Source organism: Pseudomonas sp. JV241A, from assembly GCF_900275665.1.
GTDB classification, from domain to species: domain Bacteria; phylum Pseudomonadota; class Gammaproteobacteria; order Pseudomonadales; family Pseudomonadaceae; genus Aquipseudomonas; species Aquipseudomonas wadenswilerensis.
Map to the genome: position 1 here is coordinate 115259 of NZ_OPYO01000028.1, position 16823 is coordinate 132081.

Below are 16823 nucleotides of genomic sequence, written 5' to 3' on the forward strand. Positions count from 1 at the left end.
ATATCAGCCCTCCGGTACCGGCTTTTTGTCCGAGCCTTCGTGAACGTGCAGGGACGTGCTCACGCCGGCGGCGATCTGGTCGCCGGCCGATTCGATGCGTCCCGTGGTGCGAATGACCGGCGTGTCGAACTCAACCGCCGTTTCCGCCTTGACCTTGAGGGTCAGCGTGCTGACCTCGATCACGCGGTCACGCTTGAAGTGCAGGTAGTCGCCTTCATCGGTGTACAACGCCACCTCGCCGCTTTTGAGCCCCTGCAGGCGAAAGCGCCGGTCGGACACACAAATCACCACCCCATGCGAGCGGTCGCCGTTCAGAAAGGCCGCCAGGGCCTCCGCGCCAGGGTGGGGATTTGAGGTCAGGCCGTAGGTTTCGAAGTGCTCCATGCCGTCTTTCACTTCATCAGCAGTCAGCCGCATTTGCAGGCCCTGCATCTTGCTGCCGGCGTTCACCAGCGACAGCACGCCCCGGGCCAGGAAGTTTTTAAATCCACTCATGTGCCAGGCTTCCAGTCAGCGGGGATCAGGTATTCGAAGTTGTCCGCCTTGCCGCCCTTCTTCAGTTTGCGGGCTTTGTGCGGGTCTTTCGGTTCGGGGTCGAAGGCATCCGGCGGGCCTACGGTGATGTTGGCTACCGTGCCGTTCTCGTCCAGGCTGTATTCGATTTCGCTGATCAGCATGTCGCGGTCGATGCCGATCAGGCCATCGACCACCCGCACGACCATGTTGGGCAGCCATAGCGCGCCGTTGGACTGCCGCCACCCCTGCACCTTGTATTGCAGGGTCAGCGCCTTGCCCATGCGGTTGCCGCGCTCCCAGTTGGCCCGCGCCTCGGCGAGCGTCGGCGTCATCTGGCCGCTTTCGTGGATCAGCAGCACCCGCTTACGCGTGGCGCGCGGATCAGTGACCGACGCCCGCACCTCCGAGGCCTTTTCGCCGAATTCCTCATCGGTGCCCGAGCGCTGGCCCGTCACCCGGTATTCAGAAAACACCCCGGAAAAGTCCAAGGCGGCCGAGCCGGTCAGGATGTTTTGCCCCAGCTCCAGGCGGTCAACCGCACGGCCGGCGCTCCCCGGCCGGATGATCACCAACCGGCCGCGGGCATCGTCGGTCGAGAGCAGCCGGGAAAGCGTCAACAGGCGGTCGATCGACTCGAACACCGTTTCTCCCGGCTCGATGCTGTGATCGGCCAACTTCGTGGTTTCGGCCGCCTGGCTCAGCACCTGCACCCCGTAGGGTTCGGCCAGGGCTTGGACGATCTTTTGCACGCTTTGCCCGCGCCATTACCCGGGTTTGTTGATCGCCGAGCAGTCGACCAGATCAGAGGTAACCGAGCGGCCGGCAATGGCCCGATTGACCGACTTGCTGTCGTAGCTAACCGGTGTGCTGTAAATCCAGCCCGATAGCACCAGGTCATCACCAATGCGCACTTGGCAGTAATCACCCTGGCGCACCGGTATTTCGGTGTCCTGGCCGGGCCAGCGCCAGGTAACGTCGAGCTTGAAGTCTCGGCTCTGCCGCTCGATCCCGGCGCTGATGCTGACTTTCGTCCAGCCGCGATAATCCAGGCCGTTCACGCTCAGCGTGACGGCGTTCAGGTTGTCCATGGGTTTAATCCTGGGCGACGGTCAACACACCCGGCGGCAGGAAGCCCGGGTGTATGGCCTTGTTACGCGTAACGATTTCGCCGGCGCGCGTGGCGTCGCCGAAACACTGATAAGCCAGCACCAACGCCGGCAAACTTTCCTGCGTCGTCACCTCGGTCAGGCGAACGCCCGAGCGGGCCACTTCGGTCAGGTGCCCGGTAACGTGCTTGCGCACGGCCTCCAGCACCTCAAAGTGATCATGCGATGCGGTCTGCGCCGCCTCCCACAGCGCGGCACCGATGGCATCACGGATCAACACCACCTCATCGGCCGCCGGCACCTCCGGCCGCTGGATCGGCGCCGCCACCTGCTGGGCCAGGGACGGGCTACCAGGCAGCGGCGCCGGCGCAGCGATCACCGGCATAACCGCCGCCGTGCGCGCGGCCAGCACAAGCAAGGCATCACGCACCAGCTCGCGGGCCGCCTTGACGACTGCGACCGTAACCGCGCCGCCGGCGGTGTTGCTAATTGCCTTGTCAGTGGCGGCCTCGGCGGCCAGAGCCCGGGCCGTTTCGACTTGGCCGGTGATATCCCGGGTTGCCGTCACGAAAGTGGTAAAGACCGGCTCAACCTCAGCCAGGCCGGCGACCGTACGGGCAAACTCCGGGTCGGCCTCAAGGTCGGCCGCCGCGTTGCCGCTGCCGCCCCCTCCACTGCCGCCGCTACCACCGCCGCCGCTCGATCCGCCACCGCCGCTACCCGTGCCGCCACTGCCGCCGGCACCAGAGCCAGAACTGCCACTGCCGGTACCACCCGACGAACCGCCGGCACTGCCCGAGCCGCCCGAAGACGGCGCCCAGCGGTAGCCCGAGGAACGCGAATGGCCGCCGATATCGGCAAACTGCGCCCGGATCATCGCGGCGAAGTTGCCCGGGGCGTTGATCAGCATGTCAACCAGCGCCTCGACGGAACCGACCAGGGCGACCAGCTGGCCGAATTCCTGATAGATCGCCATCTGTATGCCGGCAATGCCGTTTTGCAGGGCGACCACCGCCAGGCGCGCCCGATTCACCACCGACATTGCTGCCTTGTATCGGCTGATCGCCGACTCAAGCAGGCTTTCCGATGATTCCTCAAGCTGCCGTGCAGTGTTCGGCACACCGGCCGGGAAACCCTTCTCCCCGGCTTCGATGAACACCAGGTCAAAGCGCGCCATGCCGCCTTCGCGCCGCTCGTGGGTGACCTCGCAATCCCCCGCCGTTACGTTCATGCGCCCGAACCAGGGATGCACCAGCTCCCCCGGGCCGGGTTCATCCAGCGCTTTCAGCAGGTCGTCACGCTTTACCAGGTAGTCATCACCAATGACAAAGGCCGTTAGCTTGGTCGTCCGCGTGCGCCGGCCCATATCCTCAACCAGCGGCTTATCCCGCTGGGGGTATTCATGCAGCTGCGTGCGCCGACCAACCGGCATGGCGTCGCTGTCCACATGAAACGGCACCCCGCGAAAGGAGGCCGGGTGCAGCTCATCCCGCCAGGTTCTTTCCATTGTCACCCCCTCAACGAGCGGTAGCCGACTTGCGGGGTTACCGTCAGGCCGGGTTGATTGGTTTGAGGCTGGTCCACACGCATACCCGCCGGGGCGTTCTCAAAGCGCACCAGCATGGAACCTTCCAGATTGGTTTTCTGCGTGGCCGCCGCCTGCTGCACCAACGACCCGCGCGCGGCTGGCAAGCTGCCCGACGCCGGCAACTGCCCTGGCAATGCGCCTGAGCGTGGCGGCTGGGCAAGCTGCTGGGCCGCCTGGGCGGCTTTGAGCATGTCTGCCGGGGTCACCCCCTTGGGTTGCTCAAGCTGCGGCACCTTCGGCATCGCTGGCAGCGGCGCCGGTGCTGGTTGTTGCGCCAGTTCCCGGGCCTTGGTTGGCACCACCTGCAGCACCGGGCTCGGCACTTTGGGCGGGGCCACCTGCAGCACTGGCGCCTCAGCCTTTGGCACCTGGGTTGCGGCCGGCCGCTGTTCGGCTTCCGGCAGCATGTCCTGCGGGCCCACCTTGGGCACCAGGGCAAGCCTTGGCGGCACCGGTGCCGGCACTGCAGCAGCGGCAACCGCCGGCGGCGTTGCCGGTACCGGCGGCGCCGGCGGCCATTTGGCGGCATCGGGAAGCGCCGTAGCGGCCGCCGACAATGCCGGCAGCTGTTGCGGTACCGGTTGCGGCTTCAGCAACGGCAGCGGTGCTGCAGGAGCCTCAGCCCCCGGCGCACGCAACAAGCTGGCCGTACTGGTAGCCGCCGGCATCAACTCCGGCGCCTGTGCCATCGGTTTGACCAGTTGCCCCGGCGCCGGGTGATTGGTGGCATTCCGGGCCTTCTGCTGCTCCGTCCAGGCGTTGACCTTATCCGTCGCGGCGCTGATCACCCCGCCGCCGTCTGTTTCGATGCCCAGGAACTTCATCATCGGTTCAATGACTGGGCGTAGCTTCTCCCACAGGCTGCGGAAAAAGCCCGTGATCGGTTCCCAGTGCTTGACGATGATGCCCAGCGGCGACCAGTCAAAGACCGACTTCAGGAAGTCGAAGAACGGCACAGAAAAGGCTTTGACCAGCTCCCACAGGGCGCCGAAGAACCCGCTGATAGGCTCCCAGTTGGCAATAATCTGCCCCAGCGGCGACCAGGCAAAGGCCGTTTTCATCCAGCCCCATACGACCATCGCCGGCCCCTGAATCCGCGACCAAATGGCCTCGAAGTACGGCGCCAAGGTCGCCCAGTTGGCAATCACCAGGCCGGCGGCCAGGGCGATGCCACGCACCACCAGACCAATCGGGCTCATGCTGGCAACGCCATTCATCACCGTCAGCGCAGCGGTTGCCCCTGCCGTGGCCAAGCGCAACACGGTAAAACCCACAGCCGCGCCGATAATGCCTTTGATCAGCCACGGGTTGGCCCCGGCAAGCTCGGTCACCTTGCCAATGATCGGCCCCACAGTGGCCATGAACTCGTTAAACGGCGGCAGCAGCACACTGCCAACCGTGATGCCCAACCGGGTAACCCGGTTCTGCAGGAGCTGCATGGCGTTTTGCGTGGTCGCCGCGCGGGCCGTGTACTCCGCCTGCATCGACCCGGCGTATTCGCTTTCGTCGCCGACAGACTTAAAGTTCTTCTGCAGCGTGTTCAAGCTGGTCAGCAGCGGCGCAATGGCCCCTACCGATTCCTTGCCGAACAGGTTGGTAAGCACGGCCGCTTGCTTGCTTTTCTCGACCTTGGCCAGCGTCTGCAGCACGCGGTTAATCGTGCCCTCGCTGTCGGTCTGCATGCCCTTGGAGATTTCCTTCGCATCCAGGCGCAACGACTTGTAGGCCTGGGCCTGCGATTTAGTCGCGGCAGTGCCTGCAGTGAGCGTTAGCATGAAGTTCTTGATGCCGGTGGCGGCCACGTCCTGGGCGATACCCACACCGGCCAACGTCGAGCCCATCGCCGCCAACTGCGCGGCGCTGACCCCAGCCACCTCACCCAGCGGACCAATGGCCGTCAGGATCGCCGAGATTTGCCCGGTACTGGCCGCGCCGGTGTTGCCCAGGTAGTTGATCTGGTCGGCCAGGGTGACGACCTCGGCCTGATTCATTTTGAAGGCCGTCCGCCACTTGGCCATCATGTTGCCCGACTGCTCGGCCGTCTGGTCGAACGCGACGCCCATTTTCACCGCGTCTTCAGCAAACTGATTCAGTTCCTCGCGGGCAATGCCCGACTGGCCACCGGCGGCGACAATCTGCGCGATGCCCTCGGCCGCCATCGGCAGACGTTCGGACAGGCCCAACACGTCGTCGCTCATCGCCTTGAACTGCTCGGGCGATTCGAAGTTAACCACCTTCTTAACGTCCGCCATGGCGCTTTCAAAGCCCATCGCGGCCTGCACCCCCATGACAAACGGGGCCGCTATGGCCCCGCCTTGGATCGCATCCATGAAGGTGATCTTGCCAAGGCCCGAGCTGTTCAACTGCTTGCGCAAGTTGGCTGCGTTCTTGCGAACCCCGCTCAGCACCGGCGACAGCTTGTCGACGCCGGTAATAAGCGCTTTGAGCTGGAACTTATCCGCCATTGCCGCCCCCTACTAACGCCTGAATTCGCCAGGCGTTTTCCTCACTCTCGAACACCACGTCGAGCGGCCAGGCCGTGACCTCACCCGGGCTGACTTTCCAGTACCAGGCCAGGTCGTAGGCCAGTTCGATCAGTCCGTCGATTGAGCTGAAGCGGGGGCCATGAAAAAACCAATGACCATCCACGCCAGGGTGTTCAGGTCGGACAGGTCCAACTGGTTAACCGAGCTGGGCGGGATGCCGGCGCAGACGGCGATGTACTTCGACGCGGTTTCGACATCTGCAATGGGGTAGCCGCTTTCGCCCATGGTGTACGGCAGAAGTTTGATGGCCCGGACCTCCTGCACTGTCGGGCGGCGCAGGTTCAGTTCAGTGACTTCCTCGGCGTGGGCTTGAATGGGGGCGTTCAGCTTGTGGGTTACGGTGCTCATTACTGCCAGTCTCCTGCAATGCCTTCAAACTTCAGCGCGACTTTTGCGTCATCGCCGGTCACTTTGGTTTCATCAACCAGATACGCGCCGCTCAGCACGTAGCTACTACCGTCGGCCAACTCGGCGGTAATGGTCATGTTGGTGGCGTTGGCCAACTTGGCCCGGGGGAAGTTGCGCGTTTTAACCGCATCGACGCTGATGTAGGGCACCAGGTCTTCTTCCTTGTAGAAGCCCCGCGTGATGGTTTCGCGCTTCTTGTCCGACAGCGGGCATTCCACGCCGCCGGTGATCGTGAGCTGTTCACCGTCGGCCTTGACGTAACAAGTACCCGCGACTTTCTGACCCATGAAAGGATCTCCCATAAAAAAGCCCGCACTAGGCGGGCAGGAGTTGAACGAAAAGGGTTACACCGCTTCGGGGTACTGCAGGCGGAACTGATACGCCAGGGCGAACACCCGCAGCTGATTGACCAGATCCGGCGGGAACAGGACGCTGACACGGTTGGGGTTACGCGGATCGCGCTCGACCACCAGGTATTCCTTGAACAGCTCGCTGTTCTCGACAATGCCGTCGCGTTCGAGCGCGCCATAGGCGGCGATCAGTTCTCCCCGGATCACAATTGGGGTGACGATTGCCTGGCCAGCACCGAAGCGGGTGCCGTCGTTGGCTAGCTTGCTGCGCCCGTACTTACTGGTAATGATCCCGCGCAGGTAGCGGATAACGTGCGCCGACTGGTGCAGCGTCTCGCTGTCGAGGTAGGAGTCATCCGGCTGGCCCAGGTCGTTACGCTGGTAGGTCGTAACGGCGCGCTCGATGCGGTAGTTGCCGCCGGTGTAACAGGCCGTGGCAATGCCGCTGGTCAGCAGCGATTGCCGTTCGGTCAGCATGAAACGTTCACTCGACGGCGCCGGCTCGATGCCTGCCAGCGCACCGGTTTGCGTCGGTCGCGCCGGATCGGCACTGATGAACACGGCAGTACGCGCCGCCCACTGCGCCGCGATTTCCCAGACCGGCTGGGGCACGCCCTTCTCACAGCCGTGAATGCTCACGTGCGGGTCATTGCGCAGGCGCCCCGCCGCCACCAGTTGGCCCAGCGTGCCACGCTTGGCGGTGTAGACGTGGCCATACAGCTGCTTGGCCCAGGACCAGCGCCCGGCGCTGTCATCCATGGCGACTTTCCAGGCATCGAGCGTCGCGGTGTCAGTCCAGGGCTGACAAATGAACTCGAATTCCTCATCACCCAGGGCCGCCATGGCCTCGGCAATGTCCGGCGTACCGGTGCCACCGGTCATGGCAGTAATGGTCAGCACCAGGCCGGCAGGGGTTACCTCGCCGTTATTGCGGCCCAGGCGATTGAGCTGCAGCTGAATGTCATTGCCCAGCTCACCCGAGAACTTGGCTACCAGCTTCACCGCCGTGGCCTCTGCCGTGGCCTTCACCGGCATGTCAGGCGCCGCGTTGATGCTCTCCGCCAAGGCGGCGGCCACCACGTCAGCAGTAGCGCCGGCAACGACTGGGACGCGCACGCGCTGCCCGGCAATGTACAGATTGACCAGGCCGGCCACAGTAACCGTGCCCGTTACGGTAACGTCGGCTTTCGCCGGCGTGCCGACTGCCTTGAGCGGCAAACACCAGACCTCACCGGCCGAGTCAATGGCGCGGTGCTGTTTGTGCATGGCGGCCAGCATCGAACCGTCACCCGCAATAGCGCGAGCCTCGGCGGTGCGAGCCACCAGCACCAGGCTACCGATCTCGGGGCTGTCGGCGTCGTCGTTGACCTGGCCTACCAGCAGCCGGCGCAGGGTCGAGGCACCGCTATTGGCCTGCGAATTGTCGACCTCGGCATAAAACAGCGGCACGCGGATGTCGGCCGGAACAGTGCTGAAACCTACGCTCATTGCGCCTTACTCCCTCGGGCTGGCTTGGATTGAGTGACAGGCTCAGGCGCCGCCACAGGTTCGGGCTCTACGGCCGGGCTGGCTGCCGGCGCAACATCGACGCGTACTACGTCGCCGTCGCTGATACGGCGCTGCCAGTACGCGTCGCGGGGTACCTTGTCGCCCGCCTCCGGCAGCAGCTGGCCGCCCTTTTCCGGCATGGGGCAGAGTCGCCCCGGCGCCGGTTTCACGTGAATCAGGTTCATGGGTTCAAGTCCTCTCGGGTTTCAAGTTCGACCCGCCCGTCAGGCCCGCCAGGAGCCGCGTTCGGATCCCTCAGGGGGTCGATAAAGTCGTATCGCATATCGATGCCCTCCAGCGGAGGCAAGCCGTCAAGCTCGCGCTCGTGCCACGTCTCAGCCGGGTCACCATCACGACTACGGCCCAACTGGAACTCAGCGCTGAAGCTGTAGCGGTAGATCACCCGGGCTCGGTTGATGAAGATCAGCGCACCCCCGCCATAAGTGATGGCGTCGTACTCGCTGTCGGGTTTCCACCCCACCAGTGCCCGCCAGATTTCCGCGCGCAGTTCGTGCAGATCCTGCGCGGCCTCCTGGCCACGTTCATCGCTGGTGTCCAACACAACAACCACGTCGAATCCATCCGAAATAACCTGGCGGACACCGGTCTGCAGATCATTGGGTTCTGCCTGATCGTCGGAAGCGATCACATAGGCCGATGGGTGCTGCAGCTTGGAGCTGCTCGCGACGGCATCCCAGTCGATACCGGCCGCAATCCGTGTGGAAAACGTCGGACAGTAGGCGCGCAAATGCGCGACGATCACATTTAGTCTCATCGTGGCTTCCGGTTTTGAGGTCAGTTCAAGGCGGCCGCAAATGCAGCTGATAGCAGCGCCTGCACCGATGATCTGGAATCCTGCAGGGCATCTGCCATGTAGTTGTCACGGGGGGTAATACGCCATCCGGCGGCGGCACGGGCAGCAAGAGCCAGCGCCCTATCGCCCTTGGCTCGGCGGTTCGATTTGCCTTTCCCCATGCCTGGTGCAAGCTTTCCGGGGCGATTTCCTTTTTTAACCCCGTAATGCAGGTAGGCCGGATAGAACTCCTTCATGGAGCTGGTCTTGCGCGGAGCGATCCGCACGAGAAAGCCGGCCCGCGACACCTTGAAGTTGATCGATTCAAGGGTCGCGCCCGTGCGGTTGACCGGATAGCCGTCCTGGCCTTTACCAAGCGCTAGGTTCATCTGCGCTCGTTGCGTGACCAGGCGGCCGGCTTTACGCATCGCCGCGCGGATCTTGGACTTGTCGAAGGCGTCGCGCTCGAAACTGTCAAAGCCTTCAAAGTGCACATAGCCTTCGACCGAAGAACGGCTAGCCATAAACGCCCCCTCCAGCGGTCACCCCGCCGATCATCTCCACTTCCAACACCGTGAAACGATGGGCTCCGTTCAGATCAGCCACGCGACGCACCCTGTAAATCTTGGCCCCGTGCACCACCTCATGATCCTCTGAGATACCGTCCAGAAAGCGAAAGGTAACGCGGTGAGTGACCTTGGCATCCAGCTGAACACCAGCAGCGTACGCAGCGGTACCAACAGGTAAAATGGATGCCCAGCGCCAAACCTCGCCACTGAAAGCCGAGTCCAAGCCGAAGTCTTTAGCCGGCTTATCGGTGCGTTGCCGAATCATGACTCGCCGGTTCAATTCGCCCGTTGCGGGCTCCCTGAGAGCCATGACTAAAATCTCGGCGGGACAGTGATGTCCGCTATCAGATGGTCGATAAAGCTCGACGGCAACTCGGTCAGCGACTGGCCAACGACCATCAGCCCACGATGAGTAAATGCGGTTTCGGCGGCCATCAGCAGCCAGCTCAAAACACCCGGGTGCGCCTTCAAGTCCACCCCGGCGCGATAGCGAATACGCAGCCGGCCCTCAGGTCTGCCCCCCGGAAAGATCAGATAGCTCTCCTTGCCTTCTTGGCGGAGCTCTACCCTCCCTTCAAATGCCTTTTCCTGCCCGGCATCGCCGACGGCCAGCACCGATTCAACGGCAACCACCTGGCCAACATCCAGCGAATGCCCCGACGGATACGACGCTGGCCAGTCCTCCTCATAAACCGCCTCACGAATGGCCGCCCCGGTTTTCGATTCGGCCTGGGAGGTAACCCCTGGGATGATGATCTGATCGATCAATTCTGGCTGCAGGTCTTCTGGCTCAGCCCTGCACTGAAAGGCCACCTGCTCCAGCGTCAACACCGGCGCCCCTGTATAGGAGATGCGGCGAGCCATGATTACGGCTTCCCGCTTTCGTCCACCTGCTCATTGGCCTTGCCGGCAGGCGCTGAGCCCTCTTCGTTCTCAGGCTTTTTGCTTGCAGGTGCAGGGCCGTCAGCGCCGGCTTTACCTTTCTTCGAAGCCGGCTTGCCTGCTTCTACTGCATAGCCTGATCCGATCAAGCTTTCAGCAATACCAGCGTCAAAGCCAGCGGTTTCACCCGCGGCATAGCCGCGCCAGTTTTTCTCGAAAGTAACGATCGTTTTGCTCATGGGATGTTCCCCGGTTTCAAGTATTGGATGCCCGGCGTGCCGGGCGGATGCCTTACAGCGAGCGGCCCCATTTGACGTCAGTCATCACCGCCACAGACTCGACATGGCGCGGGCCAAAGTCATGCTTGGCGATCACACGCACGAGCGTCTGATCACGCTGGAAAGCACTGATGATGTTGCCGTTGCTGTCCTTGTAGGTGGCTTCCTTGCTGAAATCGATGACCATGGCGTCGTCCTCGCCGATGAAGCAGTCTGCGAAGTCCGCGAAATGGATTTCCGAAGCATCGCCATCGGCGCCCAGGTTGATTGGGATCTGGGTAGTCGAGCCAACCGGAAACCCTTTCAGCATGTTTTGATCCAGCTCCGGGTAGGCCTTGTTGCCGTTACCATCACGCAGGGCCGCCAACCAACGCTTGGTGCGGGGCGCCATGGCAAAGCCTGGTGCCGTCATGTTTGAGTTGGCATTCTCCAGACGCAGGATCAAGGCCGACAGTGCGAGCTCCACAGCTTGCAGTGTCATTTCCGCCGGTGCGGCGAACACGTTGAAGGCCGGCGCCCAGAAGCGCAGACCCTTGGGCAGGTTTCCGGTACCGGCGCCACGCAGGAAGGACAAGTCTTCAGCCGTCGCTACGGACGCCACCAAGTCGTTCACGACCAGGCGATCGACACTTGGGTTAGTGCCGGAGTACGACAGCAGGTCATTACTGATCGGCACCAGGGCCGCCAGCTTCTTCGACGAGAGTTTCAGGTCGTCAAACTGCATATCGGTGGTCGGCATGTCTTCTTCAGTGCCGATGTAACCGACGACTGCACCACCCTTGATTCGTGGCACCGTCAGGTTGCCGTTATGCAGCGGCAACGACACAGCGCCCAGGCTGCGTACCACCGACTTCGGTCGCAGCAACTCGATCACTTCGCTGGAGAAGTTCTGCGGCACCAGTACGCCGCCGGCACCCGGTGTGACAGTGCTGAGCGCCATGGCGATTTCGGGGTTGTAGCCGGAATCTGCGGCCATTTTGGCGGCGGCATGCTGGTCGCCACGCGCGGCAGCCAGCACACGCACCATCTGCGCCATGTTGGCACCTGGTACCGGCTTGGCGGTGAACGGACCGCTGATATTGCTGGGTGGACCATTCAGACCCTGAGCACTCTCGCTGACAGGAACTGCGCTTGCGGTCGCCATTCGTTCAGCCGCTTCTGCACGCGAAAGTTTGTCCGTGAGAGCATTGAACTGGGTGCTGAGTTGTTCGAACTGGGACAACTGCTCGACGCTGAGCGAGGTGCCCGCGGCTTCAAGCTGGGCCAGGGCCTGGATCTGACTGTTGAGAGTGGCGCGTTCGCTACGCAATTGAGTTACGAGGGACATACTGCCTCCTGGGCATAAAAAAACCGCCCGTGGGCGGTTGGTATCACTGCCGCGAACGCGGTCAGAGTTGGATCTGAATGGCGAGCGCTGCGGCTTGCACACTGATTCTTTGTCGCGGTTGGGCGCCTTGTCGCTGGGCTCGACTGAGTGCGACCGCCTGAGAAAGATTGTCTACCGCGAGCTGGGGCGCTTCGAGGCGATCGGCCAGGCCGGCGGCAATAGCCGCTGCGCCGCGATAGCAGGCTGCCTCGGTCGCGATGATGTCTCCCACGTCACGGTTGCGATACTCGGCGACATGCGTTGTAAAGAGCTGGTAGCTCTCCTGGACGATATCGTTGAGGACTTGCTGGGACTTTTCGGTCAGCGGCTCGTTGGGGCTCAAGTCGTTCTTGTGCGCACCTGCGAACACGGTGGTCACTTTGACGCCCATACCGTCGAGCATCTTGGAGCGATCCATGTGGCTGGCGATCACGCCGATGGAACCCACGCCCGACGTCAGGCTGACCACGACTTCGGAGCAAGCAGCCGCGATCAGATAGCCGCCGGAATACGCCATGAAATTGACCAGGGCGGTGATCGGCTTCAATTTGGTAGCGGCACGGATATCAGCGGCAAGTTCGAAGGCCCCCACTGCACTGCCGCCAGGGCTGTCGATATCGAGCACGATGTGCTCAACCATCGGGTCCGCGACCGCCGTGTTCAGCGCAGCGCGCAGTCCTTCGTAGCTGGTCATTGTTTCGCAGGCATTCAAGTGACTGCCGCGGCTAACCAGTACCCCATGGACCGGGATCACCTCAACGCCTGTCTGGGCGATAGCAGCGCGGCGCTGCTCTTCGCGGCGTTCCTGCTCAACCTGATAATCCTCCTCGTCATGGAATAGCAATGGGCTAGCAGCCGCGCCGCCCACGCCTAGATTGACGATGTTCAGGCTCATGGTTTGGTTGGCCCAGCGCACCGCCAGGTCCAGCATATCGGGTGTCGTCAGCAGCGGCTGATTGAACAGCAAGCTGGCAGCGCGCAGATGTCGTTTCATGCAGCAAGCATCCTCAGGATATCGTCGCGCTGCTGCTCGAGCTGGGCGCGGACGTCAGGGTTGTTCATGTTGGGCAGGCCATGGGCGACGTCAGTCATGTTCAGCGGCTGCAGATAGCTGTCGCCGTTGGCAACGGGCGGCATGTTTTCCAGCCGCCGGATATCATTGATCGACAGCCAGCCCCACTGCCTTCCGATCGCGTAGGCGTCGTACCGACTTTTCTGGTCGCCACGTAGCAGGCCGGAGAGGTTGAACTCGATGAAGTACTCGCGCCGCTCCGCCGGTAGCAGGAAGTCGCGCATCATTGCCTGCTCGTGGCGCTTGACCCACGGCACCAGGGCAAAGATCACGTATTGGATCAGCAGCTGTTCAAGGCTGTTGTAGCTGGCCTTCTCCAGCTCGTTGATCATGTGCGGTGGAATCTTGTAAATCCGGGCGATATCCAGGCCGGTGGCCTTGAGGATGCCCAGCAACTCGGCATCGACGTTGTTCATCGACACCGGTTTGAAGGTCATGCCTTCCTGCAGCATTGCGACCTTTTTTGCGTTGTCGATCCCAGAGAACTTGTTGCCCCACTGGTCGAGAATCCGATCAATACTGCCCTGCTCTTTGATGGGCGGCGCCTCGCGTGGACGCTCGATAACGCCGCTGACCGCAGTGCCATTGGCAAATGACTTGCCTGCGTATTGCCTGACCGCCTGCGCCAAGCCAACCGCATCGGCATGTAGCTCAACGGGTGAAAGGCCCGTGTAGTGATTTTTGGTGTGCCATCGCACATGATGGACCAGCCGCATAGGCAGAGGATCGTGCCCGCCAATCCGATAGACAGGCCGCAGATCTCCCCCCTTGAGTACCGATACCTTGTCGTTGCCCAGCGGATAGAGCGCCTTAACTGAACCATCGTCGTTGCGCTCGATGTAGCTGTAGCAATTACCGCGCAAGCCCAAGGCGAGCTGGCCAGCTTCGCGGTACTCGTAAGGGGTCTGCCAAGGGTTTGGCTGATATCGAAGGACGTCATAGAGCGGGTGGGCCGTAGCAGATTCGCGCTTGCCGTCACCCAGTCGGCGATACAGTTCAAGTGGCAGCTGGCCCACGCTCTCGGCCAGAAGCGTGACGCAAGTCTGCAGAACAGTAATTGCAAGCGCGCTGTCTGGAGTTACCGTAACCCCAGCCGCCGAGCGGTTAGAGCCGATCAGGCCCCGCCAAAAGCTGCTTCCCCCATCGGAGACCAGCCCCTCGTTGGCACCGAGAAGGTTGCTGAAGAACATGCTCAGCCTCCCTCAGGCTTATGATTGATTTGCATGCGAGCGGCCGCTTTGTCAGCGAGCCAGGCCCAACCGATTAGGCCGAAGCCCGCAGTAATGAATGCCGCGGGCACATTGATCAGAGCGACGCCGGCGACCAGCGAGCCGAAGCCAACCAGGCCGGCAACCCACGCAGCGATTGCGATGCTGTTCAAACTCCAACTCCTTCGTCGTATATGGAACTGCCGTTGCTTCCGGATGACGCAGCGCCGCTGATGCCCGTGGCCATGATCGCGGCGATGATGCCGTCGATCCGACCTGTTGCCTTCGCCTTGTCTGCTTTGCGGTTGTTTGCAGGGTCGGAAACGATTACCGCGTTGCCGGCACACCACGTCATTACCGGATTGCCGTCATGACGCAGCGACTCCACCGCTTCTGTCGAGACCGCATCGTCAAAGAATTCCTCGGTTTCATCCTCAGGTCCCGGCTGAAGCTCCGTCATTCCCAGCAAACGCCGCTCAAACTCATCAACTGCAGGCCCCATGTCCTTGAAGCCCTGCCCGAACTCGACGAGTTCGGGCAGCGTGATGTCGTACTCGACCATCAGCTGACGCATGTCTTCGATCCGCCAACGGTCAAATGCAATCTTGTCCACCTGGAAGAAATCGCAGATCGTCTGCATCCTGCGCAGCACGTGCAACTTGCTGATCGCACGCCCAGGGGTTGTTTCAAGATCCCTCGATTTGATCCACGCGGCGTAAGGCACCTTGTCGCGGGTCTCGCGCTTGTCCAGCTCGTGGTCAGGAATCCAGAAGTACGGGAGCAGCCGCCAGTGCGGATCCTCATAGGTCGGATAGAACAGCAAAACGAACGATGTCAGGTCGGTCGTGCTGGACAGATCTAAGCCACCAACGCTGGGACGATTGCGCAGCAGCGACATCGGCACGCGCTCTTCAGCCTGGCTCCAGACATCCCACGAGATCCAGGGCGACTCTGCGCCAGTCCATTCACAGAAGTTCAGGCGGCGCACCATTGCCTCCTTGCTCGGCATGCCTCGCGCCTCTGTGACCTGCTCTCGCAAGTACTTCATGCCTGGGAGGTCGGCGTCTTGCAGCGATGGGTTTGATTTGAACCAACAGCTCTCATCCCTGATGGGATCATCGCCCTCATCAAGCGAGCAGATGTAGGCGAAAAAGCCGTCATCGATCAATGATCCCGCTGCCACCCTGGTGCCGTACTCGTGGTATTCCCAGCACGGCCCGCGTTTGTTGGAGCCGCTGTTGGTAATCATGAAGATCAATGCCTGCTTACGGCTTTTTGTGCCGGCTCGCATCATCTCCACGACCATGTTGGTCTTGTGCTCATGCACCTCGTCGATCAGTGCCATGTGCGGCCTTGGGCCGGACTGGCCATCATCTGAACTGATCGGGCGAAAGAATGACCCCGACTTGAGGTAAGCCAGGTTCCAGATGTTTTGGCCGGTGCCGCTACAGGCGAGCCGCTTGGTCAGCTCCGGCGACTGCTGGACCATAGCAACGGCATCACGAAACAGGATCATTGCCTGATCCTTCTTGGTCGCGGCCGCATAGATCTCGGCGCGAGCCTCATTGTCGCTGACCAGTCCTTTCAGCCCGACGCCGGCGGCCAAGGGAGATTTGCCCGAGCCCTTTCCGCTCTCGACATACACAACGCGAAAGCGACGATAGCCATCCTCAGACTTCCAACCAAAGATGCTGCCGACGATGAATTTCTGCCAGGGCAGCAGCTCGAACGGCAGGCCTTCGAACTCCCCACCATTGAGCTTCAGAACGGTGCGATAGAAGCGAATGGCCTTGTTGGCCTCTGCCAGATCCCAGATCAGCCCGCGCTTAGGTCCTTCCTTTAAATCCCGAAGATGGCGAGCGCATGCGTTTCGGATGTCGGGCCCCGCTATCCGTTGGCCGGAATGCACTTCCTCGGCGTACTGGGTCGCCGGATCTTCAACCGAAGAACTCCGCGAACTGGTCTTCTTTCTGCTCATCGTCTTTTACTTGGACCTTGGATCGAGCGGCCGGAGTCAGGCCGAACTCGACCAGATAACTTTTGAAGCGACGGTCGACGTCGGCAAGCATGGCAACTGCCGGGTTCGCCTTGAGAACCAGCTCACCCTGTGTGCTGGTGGTTTCGTAGGTGCGCCCCTGTGTCTCGACTAGGTCGCGCAGGGCAAGAATTTCGGCGTAGTGTAGTGGTCTAATGAAACCGGACACCCATTTAGGCGAGAATGCTCGCCAGAGAGAGGTGTCCGATGACCAAGCAACGTCGTTCCTTTACGCCCGAGTTCAAACGCGAAGCTGCCAGTCTGGTGCTCGACCAGGGCTACAGCCATATCGAAGCAGCCCGTTCGCTTGGGCTGGTGGAGTCGGCCCTGCGTCGATGGGTTAACCAGCTTCAGGAAGAGCGAAACGGTGTGACTCCGACCAGTAAAGCGCTGACGCCCGAACAGCAGAAAATCCAGGAGCTGGAAGCTCGGATCAATCGCCTGGAACGGGAAAAAAGTATATTAAAAAAGGCCACCGCGCTCTTGATGGCCGAGGAACACGAGCGTTCGCGTTAATTGATCAGCTTCGTTCTGAAGAGCCTGTTGATCTGTTGTGCT

17 protein-coding genes and 3 pseudogenes are annotated in these 16823 nt (G+C 61.8%); 1 reads left to right on the plus strand and 19 read right to left on the minus strand.

The annotated features are described in order from the left end of the window. Positions 1-3: 3 nt before the first annotated feature. The 19 genes and pseudogenes from JV241A_RS18200 to JV241A_RS18295 all read right to left on the minus strand — a co-directional run bounded on the left by JV241A_RS18200 (position 4) and on the right by JV241A_RS18295 (position 16434). Positions 4-495, minus strand: a complete 492-nt coding sequence (locus JV241A_RS18200; RefSeq protein ID WP_134063854.1) for a phage baseplate assembly protein V — start codon at positions 493-495, stop codon at positions 4-6. After that, positions 492-1604: pseudogene (locus JV241A_RS18205) on the minus strand (phage baseplate assembly protein). Before JV241A_RS18205 ends, JV241A_RS18200 begins: the two are co-directional and overlap by 4 nt. A gap of 4 nt (positions 1605-1608) precedes the next feature. Then, a complete protein-coding gene (locus tag JV241A_RS18210) occupies positions 1609-3129 on the minus strand; it encodes a DNA circularization N-terminal domain-containing protein (protein WP_134063856.1) in 1521 nt (506 codons plus the stop codon). Between the two features lie 2 nt (positions 3130-3131). Then, positions 3132-5675 carry a phage tail tape measure protein gene (locus JV241A_RS18215; protein WP_240047883.1) on the minus strand — a complete coding sequence of 848 codons (2544 nt, stop codon included), beginning with the start codon at positions 5673-5675 and terminating at the stop codon, positions 3132-3134. Positions 5676-5804: 129 nt separating this feature from the next. Beyond that, positions 5805-6104 carry a phage tail assembly protein gene (locus tag JV241A_RS18225; RefSeq protein WP_134063860.1) on the minus strand — a complete coding sequence of 100 codons (300 nt, stop codon included), beginning with the start codon at positions 6102-6104 and terminating at the stop codon, positions 5805-5807. Beyond that, positions 6104-6451, minus strand: a complete 348-nt coding sequence (locus tag JV241A_RS18230; RefSeq protein ID WP_134063862.1) for a phage tail tube protein — start codon at positions 6449-6451, stop codon at positions 6104-6106. The genes JV241A_RS18225 and JV241A_RS18230 overlap by 1 nt, the downstream gene beginning before the upstream one ends. 57 nt (positions 6452-6508) lie before the next feature. Then, positions 6509-8002 (minus strand): phage tail sheath subtilisin-like domain-containing protein, encoded by a 1494-nt coding sequence (locus JV241A_RS18235; protein WP_134063864.1) that lies wholly within the window; start codon positions 8000-8002, stop codon positions 6509-6511. 107 nt (positions 8003-8109) lie between these two features. Beyond that, positions 8110-8247 (minus strand): annotated as a pseudogene (locus JV241A_RS27720) (DUF2635 domain-containing protein); the annotation flags it as partial. Further along, a complete protein-coding gene (locus JV241A_RS18245) occupies positions 8244-8837 on the minus strand; it encodes a hypothetical protein (protein ID WP_134063868.1) in 594 nt (197 codons plus the stop codon). The pseudogene JV241A_RS27720 and the gene JV241A_RS18245, both read right to left, overlap by 4 nt. Before the next feature lie 20 nt (positions 8838-8857). Further along, a complete protein-coding gene (locus tag JV241A_RS18250) occupies positions 8858-9379 on the minus strand; it encodes a hypothetical protein (protein WP_045201452.1) in 522 nt (173 codons plus the stop codon). Continuing rightward, positions 9372-9689 (minus strand): head-tail adaptor protein, encoded by a 318-nt coding sequence (locus tag JV241A_RS18255; RefSeq protein WP_240047884.1) that lies wholly within the window; start codon positions 9687-9689, stop codon positions 9372-9374. The genes JV241A_RS18250 and JV241A_RS18255 overlap by 8 nt, the downstream gene beginning before the upstream one ends. A 47-nt stretch (positions 9690-9736) precedes the next feature. Continuing rightward, positions 9737-10288: a hypothetical protein gene (locus JV241A_RS18260; protein ID WP_134063870.1), complete on the minus strand. Its 552-nt coding sequence runs from the start codon at positions 10286-10288 to the stop codon at positions 9737-9739. Between the two features lie 2 nt (positions 10289-10290). Further along, on the minus strand, positions 10291-10545 hold the full coding sequence (locus JV241A_RS18265; RefSeq protein WP_134063872.1) for a hypothetical protein: 255 nt from the start codon (positions 10543-10545) through the stop codon (positions 10291-10293). A 52-nt stretch (positions 10546-10597) separates the two neighbouring features. Beyond that, the gene (locus tag JV241A_RS18270) at positions 10598-11911 is read right to left on the minus strand and encodes a phage major capsid protein (RefSeq protein ID WP_166675716.1); all 1314 of its coding nucleotides are present in this window, start codon (positions 11909-11911) and stop codon (positions 10598-10600) included. Positions 11912-11972: 61 nt separating this feature from the next. Then, positions 11973-12944 (minus strand): S49 family peptidase, encoded by a 972-nt coding sequence (locus JV241A_RS18275; protein WP_134063874.1) that lies wholly within the window; start codon positions 12942-12944, stop codon positions 11973-11975. Continuing rightward, complete coding sequence (locus JV241A_RS18280) at positions 12941-14212, minus strand: phage portal protein (protein WP_134063876.1); 1272 nt, start codon at positions 14210-14212, stop codon at positions 12941-12943. The genes JV241A_RS18275 and JV241A_RS18280 overlap by 4 nt, the downstream gene beginning before the upstream one ends. A gap of 2 nt (positions 14213-14214) precedes the next feature. Next, on the minus strand, positions 14215-14403 hold the full coding sequence (locus JV241A_RS18285) for a hypothetical protein (RefSeq protein WP_038995166.1): 189 nt from the start codon (positions 14401-14403) through the stop codon (positions 14215-14217). After that, positions 14400-16208 (minus strand): terminase TerL endonuclease subunit, encoded by a 1809-nt coding sequence (locus JV241A_RS18290; protein ID WP_134063878.1) that lies wholly within the window; start codon positions 16206-16208, stop codon positions 14400-14402. Before JV241A_RS18290 ends, JV241A_RS18285 begins: the two co-directional genes overlap by 4 nt. Then, complete coding sequence (locus tag JV241A_RS18295; RefSeq protein WP_134063880.1) at positions 16168-16434, minus strand: P27 family phage terminase small subunit; 267 nt, start codon at positions 16432-16434, stop codon at positions 16168-16170. The genes JV241A_RS18290 and JV241A_RS18295 overlap by 41 nt, the downstream gene beginning before the upstream one ends. A 38-nt stretch (positions 16435-16472) precedes the next feature. Between JV241A_RS18295 and JV241A_RS18300 the strand changes: the two are divergent. Beyond that, positions 16473-16823, plus strand: a pseudogene (locus JV241A_RS18300) (transposase); the annotation flags it as partial.

Coding starts and splice junctions, on each gene's coding strand:
- JV241A_RS18280 (WP_134063876.1), bottom strand. CDS start 14,212: ATGTTCTTCAGCAACCTTCTCGGTGCCAACGAGGGGCTGGTCTCCGAT.
- JV241A_RS18260 (WP_134063870.1), bottom strand. CDS start 10,288: ATGGCTCGCCGCATCTCCTATACAGGGGCGCCGGTGTTGACGCTGGAG.
- JV241A_RS18235 (WP_134063864.1), bottom strand. CDS start 8,002: ATGAGCGTAGGTTTCAGCACTGTTCCGGCCGACATCCGCGTGCCGCTG.
- JV241A_RS18250 (WP_045201452.1), bottom strand. CDS start 9,379: ATGGCTAGCCGTTCTTCGGTCGAAGGCTATGTGCACTTTGAAGGCTTT.
- JV241A_RS18265 (WP_134063872.1), bottom strand. CDS start 10,545: ATGAGCAAAACGATCGTTACTTTCGAGAAAAACTGGCGCGGCTATGCC.
- JV241A_RS18210 (WP_134063856.1), bottom strand. CDS start 3,129: ATGGAAAGAACCTGGCGGGATGAGCTGCACCCGGCCTCCTTTCGCGGG.
- JV241A_RS18215 (WP_240047883.1), bottom strand. CDS start 5,675: ATGGCGGATAAGTTCCAGCTCAAAGCGCTTATTACCGGCGTCGACAAG.
- JV241A_RS18270 (WP_166675716.1), bottom strand. CDS start 11,911: ATGTCCCTCGTAACTCAATTGCGTAGCGAACGCGCCACTCTCAACAGT.
- JV241A_RS18230 (WP_134063862.1), bottom strand. CDS start 6,451: ATGGGTCAGAAAGTCGCGGGTACTTGTTACGTCAAGGCCGACGGTGAA.
- JV241A_RS18275 (WP_134063874.1), bottom strand. CDS start 12,944: ATGAAACGACATCTGCGCGCTGCCAGCTTGCTGTTCAATCAGCCGCTG.
- JV241A_RS18200 (WP_134063854.1), bottom strand. CDS start 495: ATGAGTGGATTTAAAAACTTCCTGGCCCGGGGCGTGCTGTCGCTGGTG.
- JV241A_RS18255 (WP_240047884.1), bottom strand. CDS start 9,689: ATGATTCGGCAACGCACCGATAAGCCGGCTAAAGACTTCGGCTTGGAC.
- JV241A_RS18225 (WP_134063860.1), bottom strand. CDS start 6,104: ATGAGCACCGTAACCCACAAGCTGAACGCCCCCATTCAAGCCCACGCC.
- JV241A_RS18245 (WP_134063868.1), bottom strand. CDS start 8,837: ATGAGACTAAATGTGATCGTCGCGCATTTGCGCGCCTACTGTCCGACG.
- JV241A_RS18290 (WP_134063878.1), bottom strand. CDS start 16,208: ATGAGCAGAAAGAAGACCAGTTCGCGGAGTTCTTCGGTTGAAGATCCG.